The sequence below is a fragment of the Paenibacillus sp. Y930 genome, from assembly GCF_056786375.1.
Map to the genome: position 1 here is coordinate 1 of NZ_JBXCIX010000015.1, position 19,071 is coordinate 19,071.

The window sequence follows — 19,071 nt, forward strand, 5'->3', positions numbered from 1 at the left end:
GCATCTAATTTATCTTCTCGACTAAATTTGGCCATAAAAAAATGCACCTCCAATTGTTAGACTGTGTCTAACAATTGGGGTGCACTGCAAAAGAGCAAAATAAGATTGAGCTGAAAACAGAGGAAAGGATAGGGAGAAGGGCATTGGTTTTTAGGGGGAAGAAGGGGGAATAATTGAGAAAAAGCCTGATGCAGTAAGGGATTTGAGGTGATGGCTTGAGGATAGAATTGAGGAGAAAAGAGAAAAAGAGCCGAGCGATTAACAGGAGTGAATACCTGAAAATCGGTCGGCTCAGCGGCAGACTTTGTGTGCTGAGGTGCAGACTCAAATTGCTGTCTACAAAAACTCACAACACTTACCTAAAAACTATTCAACCGTAACACTTTTTGCAAGGTTACGTGGTTTATCCACATCATGACCTAGTGCAAGCGATGCATAGTAAGAAAGCAATTGCAGCGGCACTACAGCTAATGCTGGAGTAAGAACTGGCAATGTCTTCGGAATTGCGAATACTTCATCTACTGATTTCGCAACTTCAGCTTCGAAGCCTTGATTCGTTACTGCTAGCACATGGGCACCCCGTGCTTTTACTTCTTTAATATTGCTTAGTGTTTTCTCATATAGAGCCTCTTGAGTTACTAAAGCAATAACTGGAATATCATCTTCAATCAATGCCAGCGTACCATGCTTTAACTCACCCGCTGGATAAGCTTCAGAGTGAATATAAGAGATCTCTTTCAATTTCAACGATCCCTCTTGTGCTACGGCATAATCTACTCCACGTCCGATGAAGAATAGACTTGTATGATGAGACATTGATTCTGCCACTTGCTTCAATACAGAAGCTTGCTCTAAGATGCTCTCCACTTGCTCTGGAAGTGCTGTTAATCCTTCAATAATATGAGTAAGCTCAGATTCTTCTTTCGTACCAAGTATGCGTGCAAGATGAAGTCCAAGCAGATAGAATGCAATTAATTGAGATGAATATGCTTTTGTTGAAGCAACAGCAATCTCAGGACCAGCCCATGTTACTAATACATCATCCGCTTCACGAGCTACAGAGCTACCTACAACGTTCGTAATCGCCAGCACGCGAGCGCCATTACGTTGTGCCTCACGCATAGCTGCTAGTGTATCGGCAGTTTCACCAGATTGGCTGACTACAATAACAAGTGTTTCTGGTGTAATAATTGGTGAACGGTATCGATACTCAGAAGCAACATCTGTTTCTACTGGAATGCGCGCCAATGATTCGATTACTGATTTACCAACTAATCCTGCATGATATGCTGTACCACAAGCAACGATGTGAACTTTCGAGATTGAACGAATATAATCATCATTCATTTCAAGCTCTTTGCTTAGATTAACGGATTTACCATCTTCGGTAATACGACCAAGCATCGTTTCACGGTATGCTTTCGGTTGTTCATATATTTCTTTCAGCATAAAGTGGTCGAAACCAGCTTTCTCAGCCGTTACTAGATCCCAATCAATATGCACGATATCTTTGGCAATGCTTTCGCCCTCAAGGTTGAACAGTTCTACCCCATTACGAGTCAATACTGCCATATCGCCATCATCAAGAATATAGACATTACGTGTATATTCCAGAATCGCTGGAATATCTGATCCGATAAAGTTTTCACCTTCACCAAGACCGATGACTAGCGGGCTTGCAAAGCGAACTGCTACTAATTTATCCGGCTCATGAGAAGTTAGCACGCCTAGTGCATATGCGCCTCTCATATGCTTCACAGCACGCTGTACCGCTTCAACAAGATTACCATTGTATTCTTCAGCTATAAGATGAGAAACTACTTCTGTATCCGTTTCAGACACAAATACATGTCCTTTAGCGATCAGTTCTTCTTTCAGATCAAGATAATTTTCTATAATACCATTATGCACAACAGAGAATTGATGAGAATTATCTGTATGCGGATGAGAATTCACATCAGAAGGCTTACCATGAGTAGCCCAACGTGTATGACCTATACCAACCGCTCCATGCAGCGGTGTACCTTCTAGCTTTTCTTCAAGATTAGCAATACGACCTTTAGATTTTGTAACTTCAAGCCCTTGCTCTGTAAATACAGCTATACCAGCAGAATCATATCCGCGATATTCTAACTTTTTCAATCCTTCAAGTAAAATCTGTTGTGTTTCCCCATTACCAATATATCCAACAATACCACACATAGTATATTCCTCCGCATAGTGTCTCGCTTGCAGGCAGTGTCTCATCTGTAACCTATACTTTAGACGATACTGTTAATCTGCACAAACCACATAGCAAATATCCATATGACTTACCAACATCTTCGTTTCATTAGGCAATAGCAAGCTAGCCCATGGACATGTTCCATTAGCCACATATTTGCTAGCGATCCATTGACTTATACTGCTCACTCTCCTTAGCGACAACAGTATAAGCACTGCGAAACGATCACTTCATTATAGTCAGACAGCTATTCGTTTGTTCAATTAGTCGCCCAATTGGTTTGCAAATAAGCTTGCGGTTGTCTGTACTTACCGAAAGGTCCCCGCCGAAATTTCGAACACCTTTACCTCGTCAGCTTAATCTTTAAATGTAAGTTCCAAGTTCGTTTCATATTCGACGTCGACTAAGCTACATTAGCATAATCATCGTTATCAAAGTCCACGATTTGAACTTACCTATATCGCATTAAGCTCTGGCGCTTGGTTTGTTGTAACATCTACCCTCTCTTTCCTTCTTGAATCACACTTACTTATCATATTCATTTTCAGTCTTGTACGCAACAATTTATTTCATCCAATTGCATATTTTTTTTGTGCAAGTTCTCTCTACAAAATTTGCTGTATATGCGTTGAACCCAAATAAAAGGGACAGATCATAATAATCTGTCCCGTTCAGCTAATCTCTTATCGTTACACTCATTATATCCTAATTTATTAGCAAGCTTATTACGCTCTGCTAGCTACAATTATCCAAGCTGTGCTTTAACAACTTCGGCAATGCGATCAACATATGCATCGACTAGTTCTTTCTCTGGTCCTTCAGCCATCACACGAATCAAGGACTCTGTTCCAGATGGACGTACAAGCACACGACCATTATCACCTAGTTCCTGCTCAACTTCTTGCACCGCTTGTAGAATCGCTTCGTTGCCTTCATATCGACTCTTATCGGCCACACGCACGTTGACGAGCTTCTGCGGATATTTACGCATAAGACCTTTCAACTCGCTTAGCTTCTTACCAGATAATTGCATCGTATCAACAAGCTGCAACGCAGTCATAATGCCATCACCTGTTGTAATATGATCTAAGAAGATGACATGACCTGATTGCTCTCCACCTAGATTGTAGCCGCCACGACGCATTTCTTCCATAACATAACGGTCACCAACTGCTGTTTGAGCGGTATTCAAGCCGATCTTCTCCGTACCTTTGAAGAATCCGATATTAGCCATAACTGTCGTCACAACCGTATCATGCTTCAGCTTACCTTCCCGCTTCATACGATCACCGATAATACATAGAATGAAGTCGCCATCCACTTCTTCACCATGCTCATCAATGGCAATTAGACGGTCAGCATCACCATCGAAAGATAGTCCAACATCAGCACCGTGCGCCAACACTTGTTCACGTACGAACTCAGGATGCGTTGAACCAACGCCTTCATTAATATTTTTACCATCTGGCTCTGCACCTATAGTAATAACTTCGGCACCTAGCTCCTTGAATATTTGCGGTGCCAGCTCATAAGCAGCACCATGTGCACAATCTAATACAAGCTTCAAACCAGCAAATTGACCTGTAACTGTCGTTTTCAAATATTGTGAATATTTATCCGCCAGCTGATGTGAGCTTACAACTGAACCAACATCGCCACCTATTGGACGAGGTAATTCATCTACCTCTGCATCGATCAAGCTTTCTATTTCTAATTCAGTTTCATCAGACAGCTTAAAGCCATCCCCTGCAAAAAACTTGATACCATTATCTTGAACAGGATTATGCGATGCAGAGATCATTACACCAGCATCTGCTTGCAACTCACGCGTAAGATAAGCCACTGCAGGAGTAGATAATACGCCAACAGAAATAACATCTGCACCAATTGAAAGTAACCCCGCAGTTAGCGCAGCCTCAAGCATATTGCCAGAAATACGAGTATCACGTCCAATAATAACTTTAGGCTTATGTGCCTTGCGAGTAAGTACGTAGCCTCCACAACGACCGATTTTATATGCTAATTCTGGTGTTAATTCGGTATTTGCTACACCGCGTACACCATCTGTTCCAAAATATTTCCCCATAATTGTTCTCCCTCAAATGTTTAATATTAATATTTAGTATTTTTAAGATGCCGAGTAAGCTCCATGCATAACTTCGTTATCAAAGTTCGCCGTTTTGAACTTCCTCTTCATTGCCACTTGATGGCGAGGGACCCACCGGCTCCTCCACCCCACCCGTTATCGTCTCTGAATCTGGAGTCGGATTTTCACTATCTATCTCACTAGTCGGTAAATCTGGAATGATAGGATCTACAACTTCCTCTTCACCCTTCGTATCGACTTCCTTTGTACTTGTAATCTCTACGGTGACGTTAAGTGTGAAATCCTCAAACTCTTGGGTACGAATATACGCCGGTAATTCTGCAGCAACCATTAATTGGTGTGTGCCGACGGTAAGACCAGTTACATCAAGCGATAGTTTAACATCAGAATTTTTGATCTTCTGTAATAAATTATCTGCTCCAGTAAGTAATACATCCATACGTCCATTCGTACTATTTGTAATCATTGCCTTCAAATCATCTTCAAGACCAGTAATCACCACAGGAATTCCACTCATCGTTCTCGTTGCAGTGGCTTCAATCTCAACAATTACAGGTATTTCATTAGGAGTTACGGTCAAGCCTATGTCAGACTTCTCAGCCTTAACTAGCACTTCCCCTGAATCCTTCACCTTGGATAGATCGAGCACGAAGCCATCATATAACGTCAGCTCATCTAGCACCGTCTGTTGTGCGTTAACAATTACACTTGTCGTTGCTGAATTAATAGATACAAGACTGAATCCTTCAGGAAGATTGCCTGTATATCTTAATTGCACCGGTAGCTCCTTCGATGGTAATGAGATGATGGTCTCTGCACTTAATGTATCCGGATGAACCGTAACATTAGAAAGTGCGACCCCTTGCGTATCATATGCAACAACTTTAGCTTTTTTGTTCGTAACGGTCGCATTTGCACCTGTAATATCGACCGTAACAGCTAGCATCGCTAGACGAGCGTAATCATCCTTCGGCATTGTCACCTCAACAACGTTACCAGTATCTCCAACGATCGATGATTCTCCAACAATATAGCCTGCCGCTGGCTCACCTTTAGTAAGCACTTGAACTTCAAGCGTTTGCGTCTCAAGCTCTTCAATTTGCACTGTAACAAGGCGTGGAGATATTTCTACCTCAGTAATTCCTTTTGGCATTTGGAGCGTTAACGGCAAATCTTGAATACCAGGACCAACACCTCGTAAATCAAGCTGTACCACATAGTCATCATTAGTCGCTGTACGTAAGTTAGATATTCTACCTTCAACAACAATGCGAACTACCGTCGGCTCCAAGCCCGTTAATACGTATTTATCAGTATCCAGACCGATCGGCACAATTGTCGCTGCTTCAATAATCTTCGTATCCGTATTAGACGTAACAGATTGCGGAGAAGTTTCAGGATCAATATGTACGATTGCCCAGATTAATAAAGCAAGGACTAGCGATAATATTTTCAAGGAAGTAGGATGATTTATCCATTTATCCATGCTGATCCCCCTTTTTCTTCTTAAAGAAGGCCAATATAGCATTTTCTTTCTTTAACCCATCAGTACGTGGCGATAATTCTTCATGCAATTTGGAAATAAGTGATTCTTCATTAATATCGCGCACGATAAGCCCATTAATTGCTAACGAAACTTGACCTGTCTCCTCTGATACAATCAAAGAAATCGCATCACTCACTTCACTTACTCCAATTCCAGCTCGATGGCGTGTCCCTAATTCTTTACTTATAAATGGGTTTTCAGATAAAGGCAAATAACAGCCTGCTGCCATAATCTGATTGCCGCGTACAATAACGGCACCATCATGCAATGGAGAATTAGGTGTAAATATATTCATAAGTAGCTCCGATGAAATTCGCGACTCCATCGCAATACCTGATTCGATCATTTCCGAAACGCCTGTTTTCCGTTCAAATACAATTAATGCCCCGACCTTTTTCTTGGACATCGAACGAACGGCTCGAATAACCTCTTCAATTTGCTCACCAAGTCCGGCGGCATCTAATGAAGAGCCACGAGAGAAGAATTTCCCTCGGCCCAATTGCTCCAATGCTCGTCTTAGCTCAGGTTGGAATAGAATTAATATCATAACAATACCCCAGTTGAACATTTGACTCATTAGCCATTTAAGCGTATATAAATCCAGCCATGAACTCACTGCCCATGTCGCAACAAGTACGAAAATACCTTTTAATAACTGAACAGCTCTCGTACCGCGAACGAGCATCATCAACTTATATATAATAAAGGCTACGATTCCGACATCGATAATATCCTTTAACCAATCATGCCAAGAGGAATCTGCAAAATAACTCATTTTTCAACCCCCAACCGCCACAACATCCTATTTCACTTCATGTTAGCTTTCTAGATCGACAATCTAAAACCCTTTTTGTCGAAAAAAATAAAAAAGCTTCCCTCAAAAAAGGAAGCCTTTTGTAGATTATTGCGGAATTGCCCCAGAAATTGATGAAGTTACTTTATACCATATCCAATCTAAAGCTTGGTCAATAACTTTACTTTGACCAGCAATATGACCAGTTGAGGCAAGCACCATCTTTCCATCGATTACGGTAACATTTCCATCTACAGCACCCTTCACCTCAACTATACCATTTTCGACCACCAAATCTCCAGTCAACTGACTACCTTCTGGTACAATTACTGTATTTCCGTTAATGACAATGTACTGTAAATCTTCCTGTAAACCTGAAATAACTAGTTTGTTATCTTGATCCCATGATGCAAAGACACTAATAAACATAACCGCAAGAAACATAGCAGCTGCCGTTAAACCAGGGTATCGATATAACCAACGGACAAATCTTGTATTGGATCGCGCTTTTTGTTTCGTAGGCAACTGTGCAAGAATAGCCGTTCTCAGATCCGCTACATCCCGCTCGCTTCTTACCGGTTTCGTTGTCGTCTTATGCATTGCAAAATGCGCCATCGCATCTGTTTTCTCAAGTAGTTCATAGTGTTGCTTGCAGTTGTTGCAGTTATTCATATGCGCTTCTAATTGTTGGTATTGATCTATCTCAAGCTCACCGTCTAGGTATAGATGAATAGCTTGAATCGCAACCTTGCATTCCATAGCAGCAGCCCTTCTTTCTTCGGTTCCGTCTTAATGAGTATGTTCCCCACTAAGCTCTATTAGACATACGTTTCATCAAAATTAATGTTTCAAAAGAATATTAACTAATCATTCTAATGATCTATAATTTGTGCTCCAGCTTTTTACGAAGAAATTCACGGCCGCGATGCACTCTTGTTTTGATCGTAGTTACAGGCATGTCCAATATATCCCCTACTTCTTGCAAGGAGAGCTCATGAATATAACGAAGAATCATGACCGTCTTGTACTTAGGCGGTAATGTATCAATCGCTCGATGAATAATTTGTTGCGTTTCTGATATAAGCAATTCTGATTCTGGTGTACGATTATCACTAGGAATCATAGAATATCCATCTAAACCTTCATAATCCGAAGATTCCGCATCCAAAGAGTAGATCGGCTTACGTTTTCTTAACTGATCGATACTCAAATTAGTAGCAATTCTATAGATCCAAGTAGAGAACTTCATCGTTATGTCATAACGCTCAAGATTATTATATACACGAAGAAACGTATCCTGAACGACATCCTCCGCCTCTTGGCGATTGCTCAACATACGATATGCCATATGGTATAGCTTTTCTTGATACAGATCAACAATCTCAGCAAAAGCTGCCTGATCACCCTTTAATGCCAGCTTAACGAGCTGGCTCTCTAATAGATTCACTCCACTATTCCTCCAAACGTCTCTTGGTACGTCTGATCTTTACTTTACTATTTTATCCTAAAACACGAAAAGATTCGAGCATTCTCTACTCGAATCTTCATTTATTATTAAAATAGGCTATTTTTCGCTACCGATTACGCTACGTAAGCATATTCACCGTGATCAAAGTCTGCTTTTTGAACTACCTATTTCAATCGAGGTTCAAAACATTTGCTTGTCAGCACCGAGCAGGTGAAACGCTACTTGAGAAAGGCGGAAGCGCAAATGTACATGATTACGTACATGCGAACCGTACTTTCCAAGTTCGTTTCAGATGCGATGCCGAATGCGCTACGCTAGCATAATCTACGTGATCACAAGTGAATGTTTTGAACTACCCTACACAACAAGCGTGTTTAAGTACTCTGCAATGATGTTAGCCGGAATCGCAAATCCCATTCCTTGAGCCTCCGAATTGACTGCCGTATTCATCCCAATGACTTGTCCAGCTTCATTTAACAAAGGTCCACCAGAGTTTCCTGGGTTAATTGAGGCATCCGTTTGCAGCATATGTTCATATACTTGAGGCATGCCTTCCGAATTTTCAATCGTAATCGGTCTTTCCGTTGCACTAATGATACCCATTGTTAATGTGGAGTCATAACCAAGCGGATTGCCGATAGCAAGTACCCACTGTCCAATCGCTAGCTCATCTGAATTTGCTAGCGTCAGCGCAGGAAGACCAGCTCCATTAGGCACTTCAACCTTCAACAATGCGATATCAAGCTCACTACTGCTGCTAATAACTGTGGCAGTCATCGCTTCGTCGTAGCCATTAATGGACACTTTAACTTGCTTTGCATCAGCTACAACATGCGCATTCGTTACAATGTACCCCGAAGCATCTACAACAAAGCCTGTTCCAGACCCGCTTAATTGTAAATTAGCTTCATCCTTCAATTGTGAATCTGTCTCGGAATTATCGCCACGTTGATTAGGTGAGTTCTGCTCTTGTTGATTCTGCCCACGTGGCATCTCGCCGAAATATTGCCACATCCGCGGATCATCGAACATACTAGAAGCTTGCGATTCTGTATAGGTCTCGATCTTCACTACCGAAGGTGAAGTCGCTGCATATACATCTGAGGTGCTGCTAGCTGTTTTGGATTGCGATGCAGTAACTAATCCAGCTTCACCGAAGCTTGTACTCCCCGTATTCGAATAATATGCCATACGATTACTAGCTTCTCCAGTAAAAAGATTCATGCGATCTGCGGTGTACGCTAGACCCCCGATCATTAATGCACCTGCAAGAAAAGCAGATAAATAGACTACTATACCGTTTTTTCTATTCTTTTTCTTGTTCTCCTTCCTGCTCGCTTTCTTTTTTTCTTTCAGCGGAGGTAATTGCTCTACCTCTTTATAATAAGCTTCGAATTGATCGTTATCCATATGAATGCTCCTCCTGTATCCTTAATGATTGCTCTTGCTTGATTGGATACTTTTATTGTGAGGGATTCACCTTAAAGCAACGTTAATCTAACTATAAAAGAATATAAAAAAAGGGGATCATCCCTTTGTCATTTTTGCAATGACTTTTGGGACATCCCCTTGCATTTAGATAGAATATAATATTAACCAGTATTACGTAATCCCGCTGCAATTCCGTTAATCGTAAGCAATACTTCACGAAGTAACTCTTGATCGTCCCCGTCTTCAGCACGGATCGCACGAAGCTCAGCAAGCAATTGCACTTGCAGATAGCTAAGCGGATCAACATACGGATTACGCAAACGAATAGACTCTTGAATAACAGGAACATTATCCAAAATTTCTGTTTGATTCGTAATTTTCAAAATAAGCTCAGAAGTTAATTTGTACTCCTGTTCCACTTGCGTGAAGATACGATCACGAATCGTGTCATCAGTAATCATACCAGCATATAGCTTAGCGATAGGCATATCTGCCTTCGCAAGTGCCATTTGCAAGTTATCGATTAAACTACGGAAGAACGGGAATTTCTCGTACATTGTTTTCAATGTATCTAGTTTATTCTCGTCATCGCCCATATACTCGGCGAGGGCAGTACCTGCTGCATACCATGCAGGTAGCAGATAACGACTTTGCGTCCAAGAGAATACCCAAGGAATCGCACGTAAATCTTCAAAACGATCACTATTTTTACGCTTAGATGGACGAGAGCCAATGTTCAGCTCTCCAACTTCATTAAGCGGTGTTGATTCTTTGAAGAAGGTTAGGAAGTCAGGGTCTCTAAAGATCAGATCCTGATACTTATTCAATGCCGTTTCAGAGATCGAAGCAGCAATTTCTTCCCACTCTTTCTCTATCGCCTGAGCTTGCTCTGGGTATTTCGCCAAACGTGCAGCTGTAATAAGTGCCCAAGTCGCTTGCTCCAAGCTACGGTAAGCAATACCTTGCAAGGAATAACGTGAAGAAAGGACCTCACCTTGCTCCGTAATTTTAATACCAGCACCGACAGTATGTGGTGGCTGCGCAAGTATACTACGATTAAGCGGCATTCCACCACGTCCTAGCGCACCTCCACGACCATGGAAGAACTTCAACTTAACATCATACTCATTACCAGCAGCTGTAATATTGTTAAGCGCTACACGAAGCTCCCAGTTGGCTGTAACTGCTCCACCGTCTTTGTTACTATCAGAGTAACCAAGCATAATTTCATGCATGTTACCACAAGCTTCAACAGCTTTACGGTACAATGGAATGTCAAATAATTGCTTCATAATGCCAGGTGCTGCATGAAGGTCATCAATCGTCTCAAACAATGGAACAGCTTGCATCGTACAAACCGTTGTCCCATCATCTTCCACGCGGAACAAACCAACTTCTTTGGCAAACACCATAACCTCTAACATATCACTAGCAGCCTCAGCCATACTAATTAAGTAACTAGTAATACAGTTTTTACCGAATTCTTTCTGCGCTTTAGCAACGACTTCATATACATTTAAGCATTCACGAGTCGAAGCTGAATATTCCTGATGCTGTGATGTTAATGGACGTTGATCCTCTAACAATTTCACTAGCAATGCTATTTTCTCGTCTTCCGACAATGCACTATAGTTAGCTTCAATGCCTAGCTTAGCCAACACTTCAGTCATTGCATTTTCATGCTCTTGACTATGCTGACGAATATCAAGCGTCATTAGATGGAAGCCGAACAATTCGACTTGACGGCATAACTTAGCAAGATAAGTATCAGCGAAGTAATCCGCATAATGACTACGCAGGCTGCGATCAATAATTTTCAGATCTGCCATTAGCTCATCTGGTGTTACATAATAGCTATTAGGCTCAGCCGCATCAGGATCGACAGTATTCGCTAATTTTTCTAACATATAGCCAATCTTCACACGGTATGGTTCCGTTGGGTTTCTCCATAGATCAACATGAGCAAGCTCAATTTGTGCTTGGTCCTTGGCAATCGACGCAAGTAGCTCATCTGTTACTTGAACAAGATTAGTGCTGAAGCTCAGCATTTCCATCATGCCGCGAACTTGCTCCTCATACTTACGAACGGCAAGTGAACGATGAAGATTCAACGCCTGCAATGTAACATCAGAAGTTACAGATGGGTTACCATCGCGGTCCCCACCAATCCATGAACCAAAACGTAAGTAGCTTGGTACATGCCATTGTTTTTCTGGGTAATATTTAATAAGACATCTTTCTAGCTCTTCATATACGCTAGGCAACACGTCAAATAATGTTTCGTCAAAGTAAAACAGTCCATTTTTAACTTCATCAAGTACAGTTGGCTTGCGATCACGCAGCTCATCAGTTTGCCATAGAATAAGAACCTCATTCAATAGCTTTTCTGTAAGCTTTTCACGTTCACGATAAGTTAACGTTGGATTGTCTAGTTCCATGACATCATCAGCAATACGCTTATGAATATCAAGTACAGCACGGCGAGTTGCTTCTGTTGGGTGTGCAGTCATGACAAGCTCTAAGGAAATACCCGCTAACATCTCTTCAACATCAGCTGTAGACGTATTACGATCCTTAAGCACTTTAATTGCACTTTCAATAGATCCATTTTGAACTTCTTCACCAGCTAGAAACTCATAGTCACGCTTTCTTCTAATACGGTGGTTTTGCTCAGCAATATTGACTAGTTGGAAATAAATAGCGAAAGCACGAATTACCTGATGACGCTTCTCTGAACTTAAGGACGAAATCGTCTCCTTAACTTGTCCAAACAACTCAGGGTCAAAATGAGCACGAAGTGATTTACTTTGTTCTCGAATTTGCTCCACAAGCTCTAAAAGCTCACGTCCGCCTTGATGAACAAGTACTTCACCGAGTATATTGCCTAAATAACGGACATCGCGTCTAAGCAAGTTATTAGATTGCGTCCGATTAGTCGCTGTTGATGTTACAGTTTGATCCGACATACTCTTCCTCCTACAGATCTGTGTAGCAAACTCACAAACCATGCTTAATAAATTATCTATAAATCATATTCGTAAGATTACTCTCAGTTAATTACAAAAACATTATTTTTATTATACATCAAAATGCAACTACATTGAAGCCTTTACAGCATAATTAATCTAAAAAAAAGCTTATATTAACGTATATTTAATGTGGTAAGCGCTTTATTCACGAACAGTAGTATATGTCAATAAGTACAAAGGAATTTATCATTCTCTTATTGTGTTCAATTCATAAATTACTCTTCTGTTTTCGGCAATAATTATAGTATTGCAAAACAAATTCTCTTATGTTAGTTGATGTTACTGTTTTAACTAGCATAATCGCTTTGCAACTTACCTATACGCAAATACCTTATTAAGATTTGTACAGCAACTTTACAATCTAAATTAGTAGCTAATAATTACAAATGATCGTACATATTTCACCTATAAATTACCACTTACATTTTTTTCAATTTTATTTCATAGAAAAATGTAGAAAAACACAAAAAAAGACTTTGATTTCTCAAAGTCTGTTCGTTATGGTATGGAGCGGGTGATGGGAATCGAACCCACGCTATTAGCTTGGAAGGCTAGAGTTCTACCATTGAACTACACCCGCTTATTAAACTGGTCGGGATGACACGATTCGAACATGCGACCCCCTGGACCCAAACCAGGTGCTCTACCAAGCTGAGCTACATCCCGTAATGAAGGTAATTAAAATGGCGCGCCCTAAGAGATTCGAACTCCTGGCCTTTTGATTCGTAGTCAAACGCTCTATCCAGCTGAGCTAAGGGCGCAATTGTTGGAGCGGAAGACGGGAATCGAACCCGCGACCCTCGCCTTGGCAAGGCGATGCTCTACCGCTGAGCCACTTCCGCACGACTTAATTACTTGCTGTCTTTCGCGATGCATTATCGCGGCGACAAGTAATAATATATCACCTTTGGATTTGAAATGCAAGTGTTTTTTGCAAAAACACTGAAAAAAACTTCAAAACAGCGGTCTGTCCTTTTATAAACAGTTTTTCTAGCAGAATTTTTGAAAATTTGCATAGATTAAACAATTCAAGACTTCCAAAATTTTGATGTCTCTAGGCACTGTATGCTAGATAGGGGAACATGCTTTAATTATTGCACAACAAAAAGAGGAATTATCTCAAATAGAGATAATTCCTCTTCCTTCATGAGTCTATTATATTCACGTTAAGCTTTCATCATATCGTGATCAACATAACGCTCGCCGTTTAATTCACTAATAACGTTAATAGCGACTTTCGCACCGTCACCAGCAGTAATGATCGCATGTACGCTTACTCCAGTACATGTACCAGCCGCCCATATCCCTTCAACATTCGTCTTACCTTGTGCATCAACATCAAAAATTGTTTTAATACGAGGCTCTGTACCTGGTTTCGTAGCGAGACTTAATTGCTCGGCTAGGTCTGTATGAATTCCTGAAGCAATAATAAGATGCTTAGCTTCGATACTTTCACCACTAGCAGTAGTTAATACGACACCTTCGTCAGCTTTCACTATCGATACAATGGCATCCTCTTTATATTGTGCACCAAATTTCTGAAATTGCTTAATACCAGTTTCAACTAGCTCAGGCCCTGAAATTTCTGATATCCCGTAAAAATTCTCGAACCAAGCACGCTTTGTCATACCTTTATCACTATCAAAAACAATCGTTTTCTTACCTGCTTTTGCCGTAAATAATGCTGCGCTAGCCCCAGCTGGACCTGCTCCGATAATTGCAACTTCATACATATTTATGCACTCTCCTTCAATAGTAGGTACAGGCAATGCCTCTCTCTATTGTAGCGAAGTTTTATATGGATTACAAAAATAATCCAATTCACACGAAAAAACCTCCACTGTTTTGCAAAGTGGAGGTTTCTGAATTTGTTATGCAGCCTTAAGCCTTATGCTCTCCGCTTGTTTTGCTGTCCTTTTTAACCCATACGGACTTGGGTTTCCGTGCCGGGTTCGTCCCGAACTTGGGCTTTCCAGCCGAGGCCGTCTCTGACTTAGGTTTCCGTGCAGAGTTCGTCTCTGTCTTTGGCTTTCCAGTGGTGGTCGTCTTTGGATTTGGGTTTCGTGCCGGTGCCCGATTCATCTTGGGCTTGGCAGGCTTAACAGCTTCGGTAGTTAGCTGCTGTGGTCTACCCTTCATTGGATAAGCATGATCTTCCACTTCGGGGATCGCCTTACCAATTAGCTTCTCAATATCCTTTAGATATGGAAGTTCATCTACTTCACAAAAAGAAATTGCGATTCCGCTCTGTCCCGCTCTACCAGTACGACCAATGCGATGAACATAGGTTTCTGGAATATTAGGCAAGTTGAAGTTGATTACATGGGAAAGCTCGTCCACATCAATTCCTCTCGCTGCAATATCCGTCGCTACCAACACTCGCGTTGCCCCGCTCTTAAAGTTGCTTAATGCATTCTGTCGGTCATTTTGAGACTTGTTTCCATGAATGGCCTGTGCAGAAATGTTCACCTTAATTAATGCTTTCGCAACCCGATCGGCTCCGCGCTTCGTACGGGTAAACACCAATGCTGAAACAATAGATTCATCTTGTAACAAGTCGTTCAATTGATCTTGTTTTTTTCCACTTTCCATTAAATAAATAGACTGCTTGATTCTATCCGCAGTAGAAGATACCGGAGTAATTTCGACCTTCACCGGATTCACGAGTATTGACTTAACCATTTTTGAAATTTCTGGAGGCATCGTTGCCGAGAAAAATAGCGTCTGTTTTTTGCTCGGCATTTTCGCAATAATGCTTTTCACATCTCGAATGAATCCCATATCCAACATTCTATCGGCTTCATCAAGCACTAATATTTCGACATATTGTAAATCAATACGCTTTTGAGTGATGAGATCAATCAGTCTTCCCGGAGTCGCAATAATGACATCCGCCCCTTGATTGAGCGCCCGTTCCTGTGCTTTTTGTGAAACGCCACCAACAATAGCCGTACAAAGTACATCCGTGTAAAGACTATACGCCTTAATGTTATCAGAAATCTGAATAGCAAGTTCTCTTGTCGGTGTCAAAATCAACGAGCGAATACGGCGACCAGTATTGCTGTTGCTTTTCCGATTGCTTATCAATTGGATAATTGGCACTGCAAATGCAGCCGTCTTCCCTGTCCCAGTCTGAGCGCAGCCAAGTAAGTCTCTGCCTGCCAATACGGCTGGAATTGCCTGCTCCTGTATAGGTGTCGGGGTAGTGTAGTTCTCTTTGCTTAACCCTTTTAAAATCTCGGGTATAATATTCAAGTCATTAAATGTCATGTTATCTCCTTAGTTTACGATCCATATATAAATTACGTAACATATAAGAATAACACAAAAGCAGGTAATAAAAGAAGTGTAAATATAGGAAATCGATAGATTATGCGAAAAAAATTTAATCATATAAAAGAGTAAGAAGACAATTGAGGCCGTTCGACATTATAACTACAAAGCTATACCCAAAATATAATTTTACAATTATAGGTAACTATTGTTATATTAGTAACGGAAACTAATTATTGAATTCTAGTTTCCGTCCATTATGTATCCTATTCACATATAAGGAGCGCTTCATTATGAATCATCCAACTACAGAGAGCGAGTACCTTCGAGTAAAAATTATCGATAAATACTTTCAATTAGGTATGGAACAAGGCTTCAGTAAAGTATTACTTGATCAAGTAGCTACTGAATTATCTATTAGCAAAAAGACATTATACAAAATTTTTAGAGGTAAAGAGCATATTATTGAGGCTACTATCGACAACGTATTTCAACAGATCGACTTAGAAGTACTCCCTATTATGCAAGATACATCACTTAACATCATAGATAAGATCACAATGCTTCCTCCGATCGTAGCAAAACATCTGACTTTCTTCACTCGTGATCAGATTGTAGACATTCAGCATGTCTATCCACAGTTATGGGCAAAAATCGCTATCGAGAGAGACATTAGAATTAAACGTTATGAAGGCTTATTTCGTGTAGCAAAGGAACGTGGCTACATTATTAACATCGACCCTAGTATGATTATTCAACTCTTCTTGGCTGCCATGGATGTATTCACGAAAGAAGCCTTTCTAACTGAACATAATGTCTCGTACTCACAATCTTTGCAAATCGTAACCAACATTTTATTAGAAGGTATATTGAACAAATCAAATCAATGATTATAGTAGGATCTGCTTCCGAAGTAACTTTTCATTAGTAATGAAGTGTATCAAGAAGTAAATAAAAAGTTGTGGGAGGTTTGTTAATGAAAGATAAAATTATTCTAGTCATAGGAGCATCTAGCGGAATTGGTCGATCGATTTCGTTAAAACTTGCCAATCAAGGGGCAACCGTTATTGTTTCTGCTAGAAATTGTGAGGCACTGCATGATCTTAAACATACAATTGAAAAAAGCGGTGGTTCATGCCATGCACACTATTGCGACATTCGTTCAGAGGAATCCGTTCAACAACTTATTGATGAGACGATCCAACAATTTGGTCGACTCGATATTGCAATTCTAGGTTCGGCTATCCAGTACATCGATAATATTAACCATCTGCAAATGGATGAAGTTGAAGCTATGTTTCAAACGAACGTTGTTGGTATTATTCGTTGCACTAGATATATTATTCCGCATATGCTCTCCAGACAAACAGGGCAAATCGTATTAATCTCCTCTATTATGGGTGATGCCGCTTTTCCACAAATGGTATCATATGGAGCTACCAAAGCAGCTATTTCTTCTTTTGCACGAGGACTTCGTAGAGAAGTTTCAGATAAAGGCATTCATGTAACCCTCTTCTCCCCCGGACATATGGACACTAACCTAAGTGCTCATCTACATCATCGTATTCCACACTGGTATGGTCAATCTGGTTCCTTGGATGTTAATTATGTCGCTCTCAAAATGATTAAAGCAATCCAACTCAAAAAAGATGAAGTCGTTGTAGGGCGGCAAACCATAATATTAAGTCGTATGATCAAATACTTCCCTTACATCGCCAATAACATTATTCGTAAAATTACTTCTTAAATAATAGGAGGTTACACTATGGAGTCGAATCATCTTGAAACGATTGCAACAGATGTTATTATTGTTGGAGGCGCAATTGCAGGGGCAGCACTAGCTTGTGCATTCTCCAAATATAATTTCAACGTTATCGTTATCGATAGGCGCAAAGAGCCTGGCAGTATGAATCGCGGAGATGGCTTACAGCCTCGAACTTTAGAAATTTTGGAGCAATGGGGTGTTCTGCAACATCTACAGCTTATCCCTCATATTAAATCTTATGGAATCGAACTCCAGCACTCCTTCTTCAAACAACTAATGAACATTGATCTTCAACCATTAAAGACAAGTAAATTTAATTATATAATGAACATTCCACACCGTGACATTGAAAAGGGACTTATCGATTGGATCAACAATTATGATCATATACAGATGGTTCGTGGAAGCTCTATGGAACATCTAACCTACGATGAGCATGGTCATGTTAATGGGGCTGTCATCAAAACAAAAAATAAGCAAGTTCAATACCGTGCTAGAATAGTCATCGCTGCTGATGGTGGCATGTCCTCGATTCGTAAGCAATTAGATATACCAGCAGAACGTATTGTGTACAACCACGAACTTGTTGTGCTTCATATGCCAAGACCTGCTTGGTATAAAGGTGAGTTGCGAACTCAAGTTCATTTGCATCGTGAGGGTGCAGTCGTCCTTATTCCGCTACCCCATCAGCAAATGCGTATAACCGTTGTAGTACCTTCTGGTCAATCAGCAATATGGAGAAAATATAACGAAGAGGAACTAATACATCAGCTTGTAAAACGTGTACCTAAGCTTCGGAATGTTGCCATTCATCGTGAAGATGAGCATACGTACAAAATGGTGCGCATGCATGTAGAGAGCTATTATAGTAAAGGTGTGGCACTAATTGGTGATGCAGCACATCAAACCCATGCATCATCAGGGCAAGGTATGAATATGGCTATTCAAGACGCTGATATATTAAGTAAATTACTCGCACATCATTTGTCTCAGCAGCTTGATATGAAAGATGCATTGTCACTATATGAACAAATCCGCATGCCTATTAACGAAGATATTATTAAAAGATCCAATTTCATGTCATCTGTCGTATACACTCCCAATAAACTCACTCATTCCGCTAAAATATTTGGTATATATGCAACCAGACTAATCCCCGGTCTACGCCATAAAATCGGCGGTAACATCGCGCTTGGAATTGCTGGTTCCAGTCAGCAAGAGATTATTGAACAACAGTTATCAATATTAGCCCATAATGTATGATCCGCTGGTTACAATAGAAATAAAGTATAAACTAAGCGAGCACAAAAAAACCACCAGGTTATCCCTGGTGGTTAAAGTTCGTGGTTGGTGCGCGTGAAGGGACTTGAACCCCCACGTCGTGAAACGCTAGATCCTAAGTCTAGTGCGTCTGCCAATTCCGCCACACGCGCAC

At 40.7% G+C, this 19,071-nt stretch carries 13 protein-coding genes and 5 tRNA genes; 3 read left to right on the forward strand and 15 right to left on the reverse strand.

The features are described 5' to 3' along the window. Positions 1-366: 366 nt before the first annotated feature. The 14 genes from glmS to AC1TO5_RS20820 all read right to left on the reverse strand — a co-directional run bounded on the left by glmS (position 367) and on the right by AC1TO5_RS20820 (position 15,868). A complete protein-coding gene (gene glmS, locus AC1TO5_RS20755) occupies positions 367-2,202 on the reverse strand; it encodes a glutamine--fructose-6-phosphate transaminase (isomerizing) (protein ID WP_482064746.1) in 1,836 nt (611 codons plus the stop codon). A 767-nt stretch (positions 2,203-2,969) separates the two neighbouring features. After that, positions 2,970-4,310 carry a phosphoglucosamine mutase gene (glmM, locus tag AC1TO5_RS20760; protein ID WP_482064747.1) on the reverse strand — a complete coding sequence of 447 codons (1,341 nt, stop codon included), beginning with the start codon at positions 4,308-4,310 and terminating at the stop codon, positions 2,970-2,972. Between the two features lie 79 nt (positions 4,311-4,389). Beyond that, the gene (locus tag AC1TO5_RS20765; RefSeq protein WP_482064748.1) at positions 4,390-5,817 is read right to left on the reverse strand and encodes a CdaR family protein; all 1,428 of its coding nucleotides are present in this window, start codon (positions 5,815-5,817) and stop codon (positions 4,390-4,392) included. Next, positions 5,810-6,652, reverse strand: a complete 843-nt coding sequence (gene cdaA / locus AC1TO5_RS20770; protein WP_482064749.1) for a diadenylate cyclase CdaA — start codon at positions 6,650-6,652, stop codon at positions 5,810-5,812. The genes AC1TO5_RS20765 and cdaA overlap by 8 nt, the downstream gene beginning before the upstream one ends. A 126-nt stretch (positions 6,653-6,778) precedes the next feature. Continuing rightward, positions 6,779-7,429, reverse strand: coding sequence for a zf-HC2 domain-containing protein (locus AC1TO5_RS20775; protein WP_482064750.1), 651 nt, complete (start codon positions 7,427-7,429; stop codon positions 6,779-6,781). Positions 7,430-7,550: 121 nt separating this feature from the next. After that, a complete protein-coding gene (gene sigW / locus AC1TO5_RS20780; protein ID WP_482064751.1) occupies positions 7,551-8,117 on the reverse strand; it encodes an RNA polymerase sigma factor SigW in 567 nt (188 codons plus the stop codon). 378 nt (positions 8,118-8,495) lie between these two features. After that, the gene (locus AC1TO5_RS20785; protein ID WP_482064752.1) at positions 8,496-9,548 is read right to left on the reverse strand and encodes a S1C family serine protease; all 1,053 of its coding nucleotides are present in this window, start codon (positions 9,546-9,548) and stop codon (positions 8,496-8,498) included. Positions 9,549-9,730: 182 nt separating this feature from the next. Continuing rightward, positions 9,731-12,535 carry a phosphoenolpyruvate carboxylase gene (gene ppc, locus AC1TO5_RS20790; protein WP_482064753.1) on the reverse strand — a complete coding sequence of 935 codons (2,805 nt, stop codon included), beginning with the start codon at positions 12,533-12,535 and terminating at the stop codon, positions 9,731-9,733. A gap of 569 nt (positions 12,536-13,104) precedes the next feature. Beyond that, positions 13,105-13,178: transfer RNA gene (locus AC1TO5_RS20795), tRNA-Gly, on the reverse strand. A 9-nt stretch (positions 13,179-13,187) separates the two neighbouring features. Beyond that, positions 13,188-13,264, reverse strand: a tRNA-Pro gene (locus tag AC1TO5_RS20800). 18 nt (positions 13,265-13,282) lie between these two features. Then, positions 13,283-13,359 (reverse strand) — tRNA-Arg (locus AC1TO5_RS20805). A 6-nt stretch (positions 13,360-13,365) separates the two neighbouring features. Continuing rightward, positions 13,366-13,440: transfer RNA gene (locus AC1TO5_RS20810), tRNA-Gly, on the reverse strand. 324 nt (positions 13,441-13,764) lie between these two features. Further along, a complete protein-coding gene (locus tag AC1TO5_RS20815; protein WP_482064754.1) occupies positions 13,765-14,331 on the reverse strand; it encodes an FAD-dependent oxidoreductase in 567 nt (188 codons plus the stop codon). 148 nt (positions 14,332-14,479) lie between these two features. Beyond that, a complete protein-coding gene (locus AC1TO5_RS20820) occupies positions 14,480-15,868 on the reverse strand; it encodes a DEAD/DEAH box helicase (protein WP_482064755.1) in 1,389 nt (462 codons plus the stop codon). A 296-nt stretch (positions 15,869-16,164) separates the two neighbouring features. On the opposite strand from AC1TO5_RS20820, the gene AC1TO5_RS20825 reads away from it, so the two are divergent. The 3 genes from AC1TO5_RS20825 (at position 16,165) to AC1TO5_RS20835 (ending at position 18,899) form a co-directional block, all read left to right on the forward strand. Then, positions 16,165-16,761: a TetR/AcrR family transcriptional regulator gene (locus AC1TO5_RS20825; protein WP_482064756.1), complete on the forward strand. Its 597-nt coding sequence runs from the start codon at positions 16,165-16,167 to the stop codon at positions 16,759-16,761. Between the two features lie 86 nt (positions 16,762-16,847). Then, positions 16,848-17,618 carry an SDR family NAD(P)-dependent oxidoreductase gene (locus AC1TO5_RS20830; protein ID WP_482064757.1) on the forward strand — a complete coding sequence of 257 codons (771 nt, stop codon included), beginning with the start codon at positions 16,848-16,850 and terminating at the stop codon, positions 17,616-17,618. A gap of 18 nt (positions 17,619-17,636) precedes the next feature. Continuing rightward, entirely contained in the window at positions 17,637-18,899 is a 1,263-nt protein-coding gene (locus AC1TO5_RS20835; RefSeq protein ID WP_482064758.1) for an FAD-dependent oxidoreductase, read from the forward strand. A gap of 85 nt (positions 18,900-18,984) precedes the next feature. Here AC1TO5_RS20835 and AC1TO5_RS20840 read toward each other — a convergent pair. Further along, positions 18,985-19,069, reverse strand: a tRNA-Leu gene (locus tag AC1TO5_RS20840). Positions 19,070-19,071 lie beyond the last annotated feature (2 nt).

What these genes read in the sequence shown, in the direction of transcription:
- glmS (WP_482064746.1), bottom strand. Translation starts at nt 2,202, where the DNA reads ATGTGTGGTATTGTTGGATATATTGGTAATGGGGAAACACAACAGATT.
- glmM (WP_482064747.1), bottom strand. Translation starts at nt 4,310, where the DNA reads ATGGGGAAATATTTTGGAACAGATGGTGTACGCGGTGTAGCAAATACC.
- AC1TO5_RS20765 (WP_482064748.1), bottom strand. Translation starts at nt 5,817, where the DNA reads ATGGATAAATGGATAAATCATCCTACTTCCTTGAAAATATTATCGCTA.
- cdaA (WP_482064749.1), bottom strand. Translation starts at nt 6,652, where the DNA reads ATGAGTTATTTTGCAGATTCCTCTTGGCATGATTGGTTAAAGGATATT.
- AC1TO5_RS20775 (WP_482064750.1), bottom strand. Translation starts at nt 7,429, where the DNA reads ATGGAATGCAAGGTTGCGATTCAAGCTATTCATCTATACCTAGACGGT.
- AC1TO5_RS20785 (WP_482064752.1), bottom strand. Translation starts at nt 9,548, where the DNA reads ATGGATAACGATCAATTCGAAGCTTATTATAAAGAGGTAGAGCAATTA.
- ppc (WP_482064753.1), bottom strand. Translation starts at nt 12,535, where the DNA reads ATGTCGGATCAAACTGTAACATCAACAGCGACTAATCGGACGCAATCT.
- AC1TO5_RS20815 (WP_482064754.1), bottom strand. Translation starts at nt 14,331, where the DNA reads ATGTATGAAGTTGCAATTATCGGAGCAGGTCCAGCTGGGGCTAGCGCA.
- AC1TO5_RS20820 (WP_482064755.1), bottom strand. Translation starts at nt 15,868, where the DNA reads ATGACATTTAATGACTTGAATATTATACCCGAGATTTTAAAAGGGTTA.
- AC1TO5_RS20825 (WP_482064756.1), top strand. Translation starts at nt 16,165, where the DNA reads ATGAATCATCCAACTACAGAGAGCGAGTACCTTCGAGTAAAAATTATC.
- AC1TO5_RS20830 (WP_482064757.1), top strand. Translation starts at nt 16,848, where the DNA reads ATGAAAGATAAAATTATTCTAGTCATAGGAGCATCTAGCGGAATTGGT.
- AC1TO5_RS20835 (WP_482064758.1), top strand. Translation starts at nt 17,637, where the DNA reads ATGGAGTCGAATCATCTTGAAACGATTGCAACAGATGTTATTATTGTT.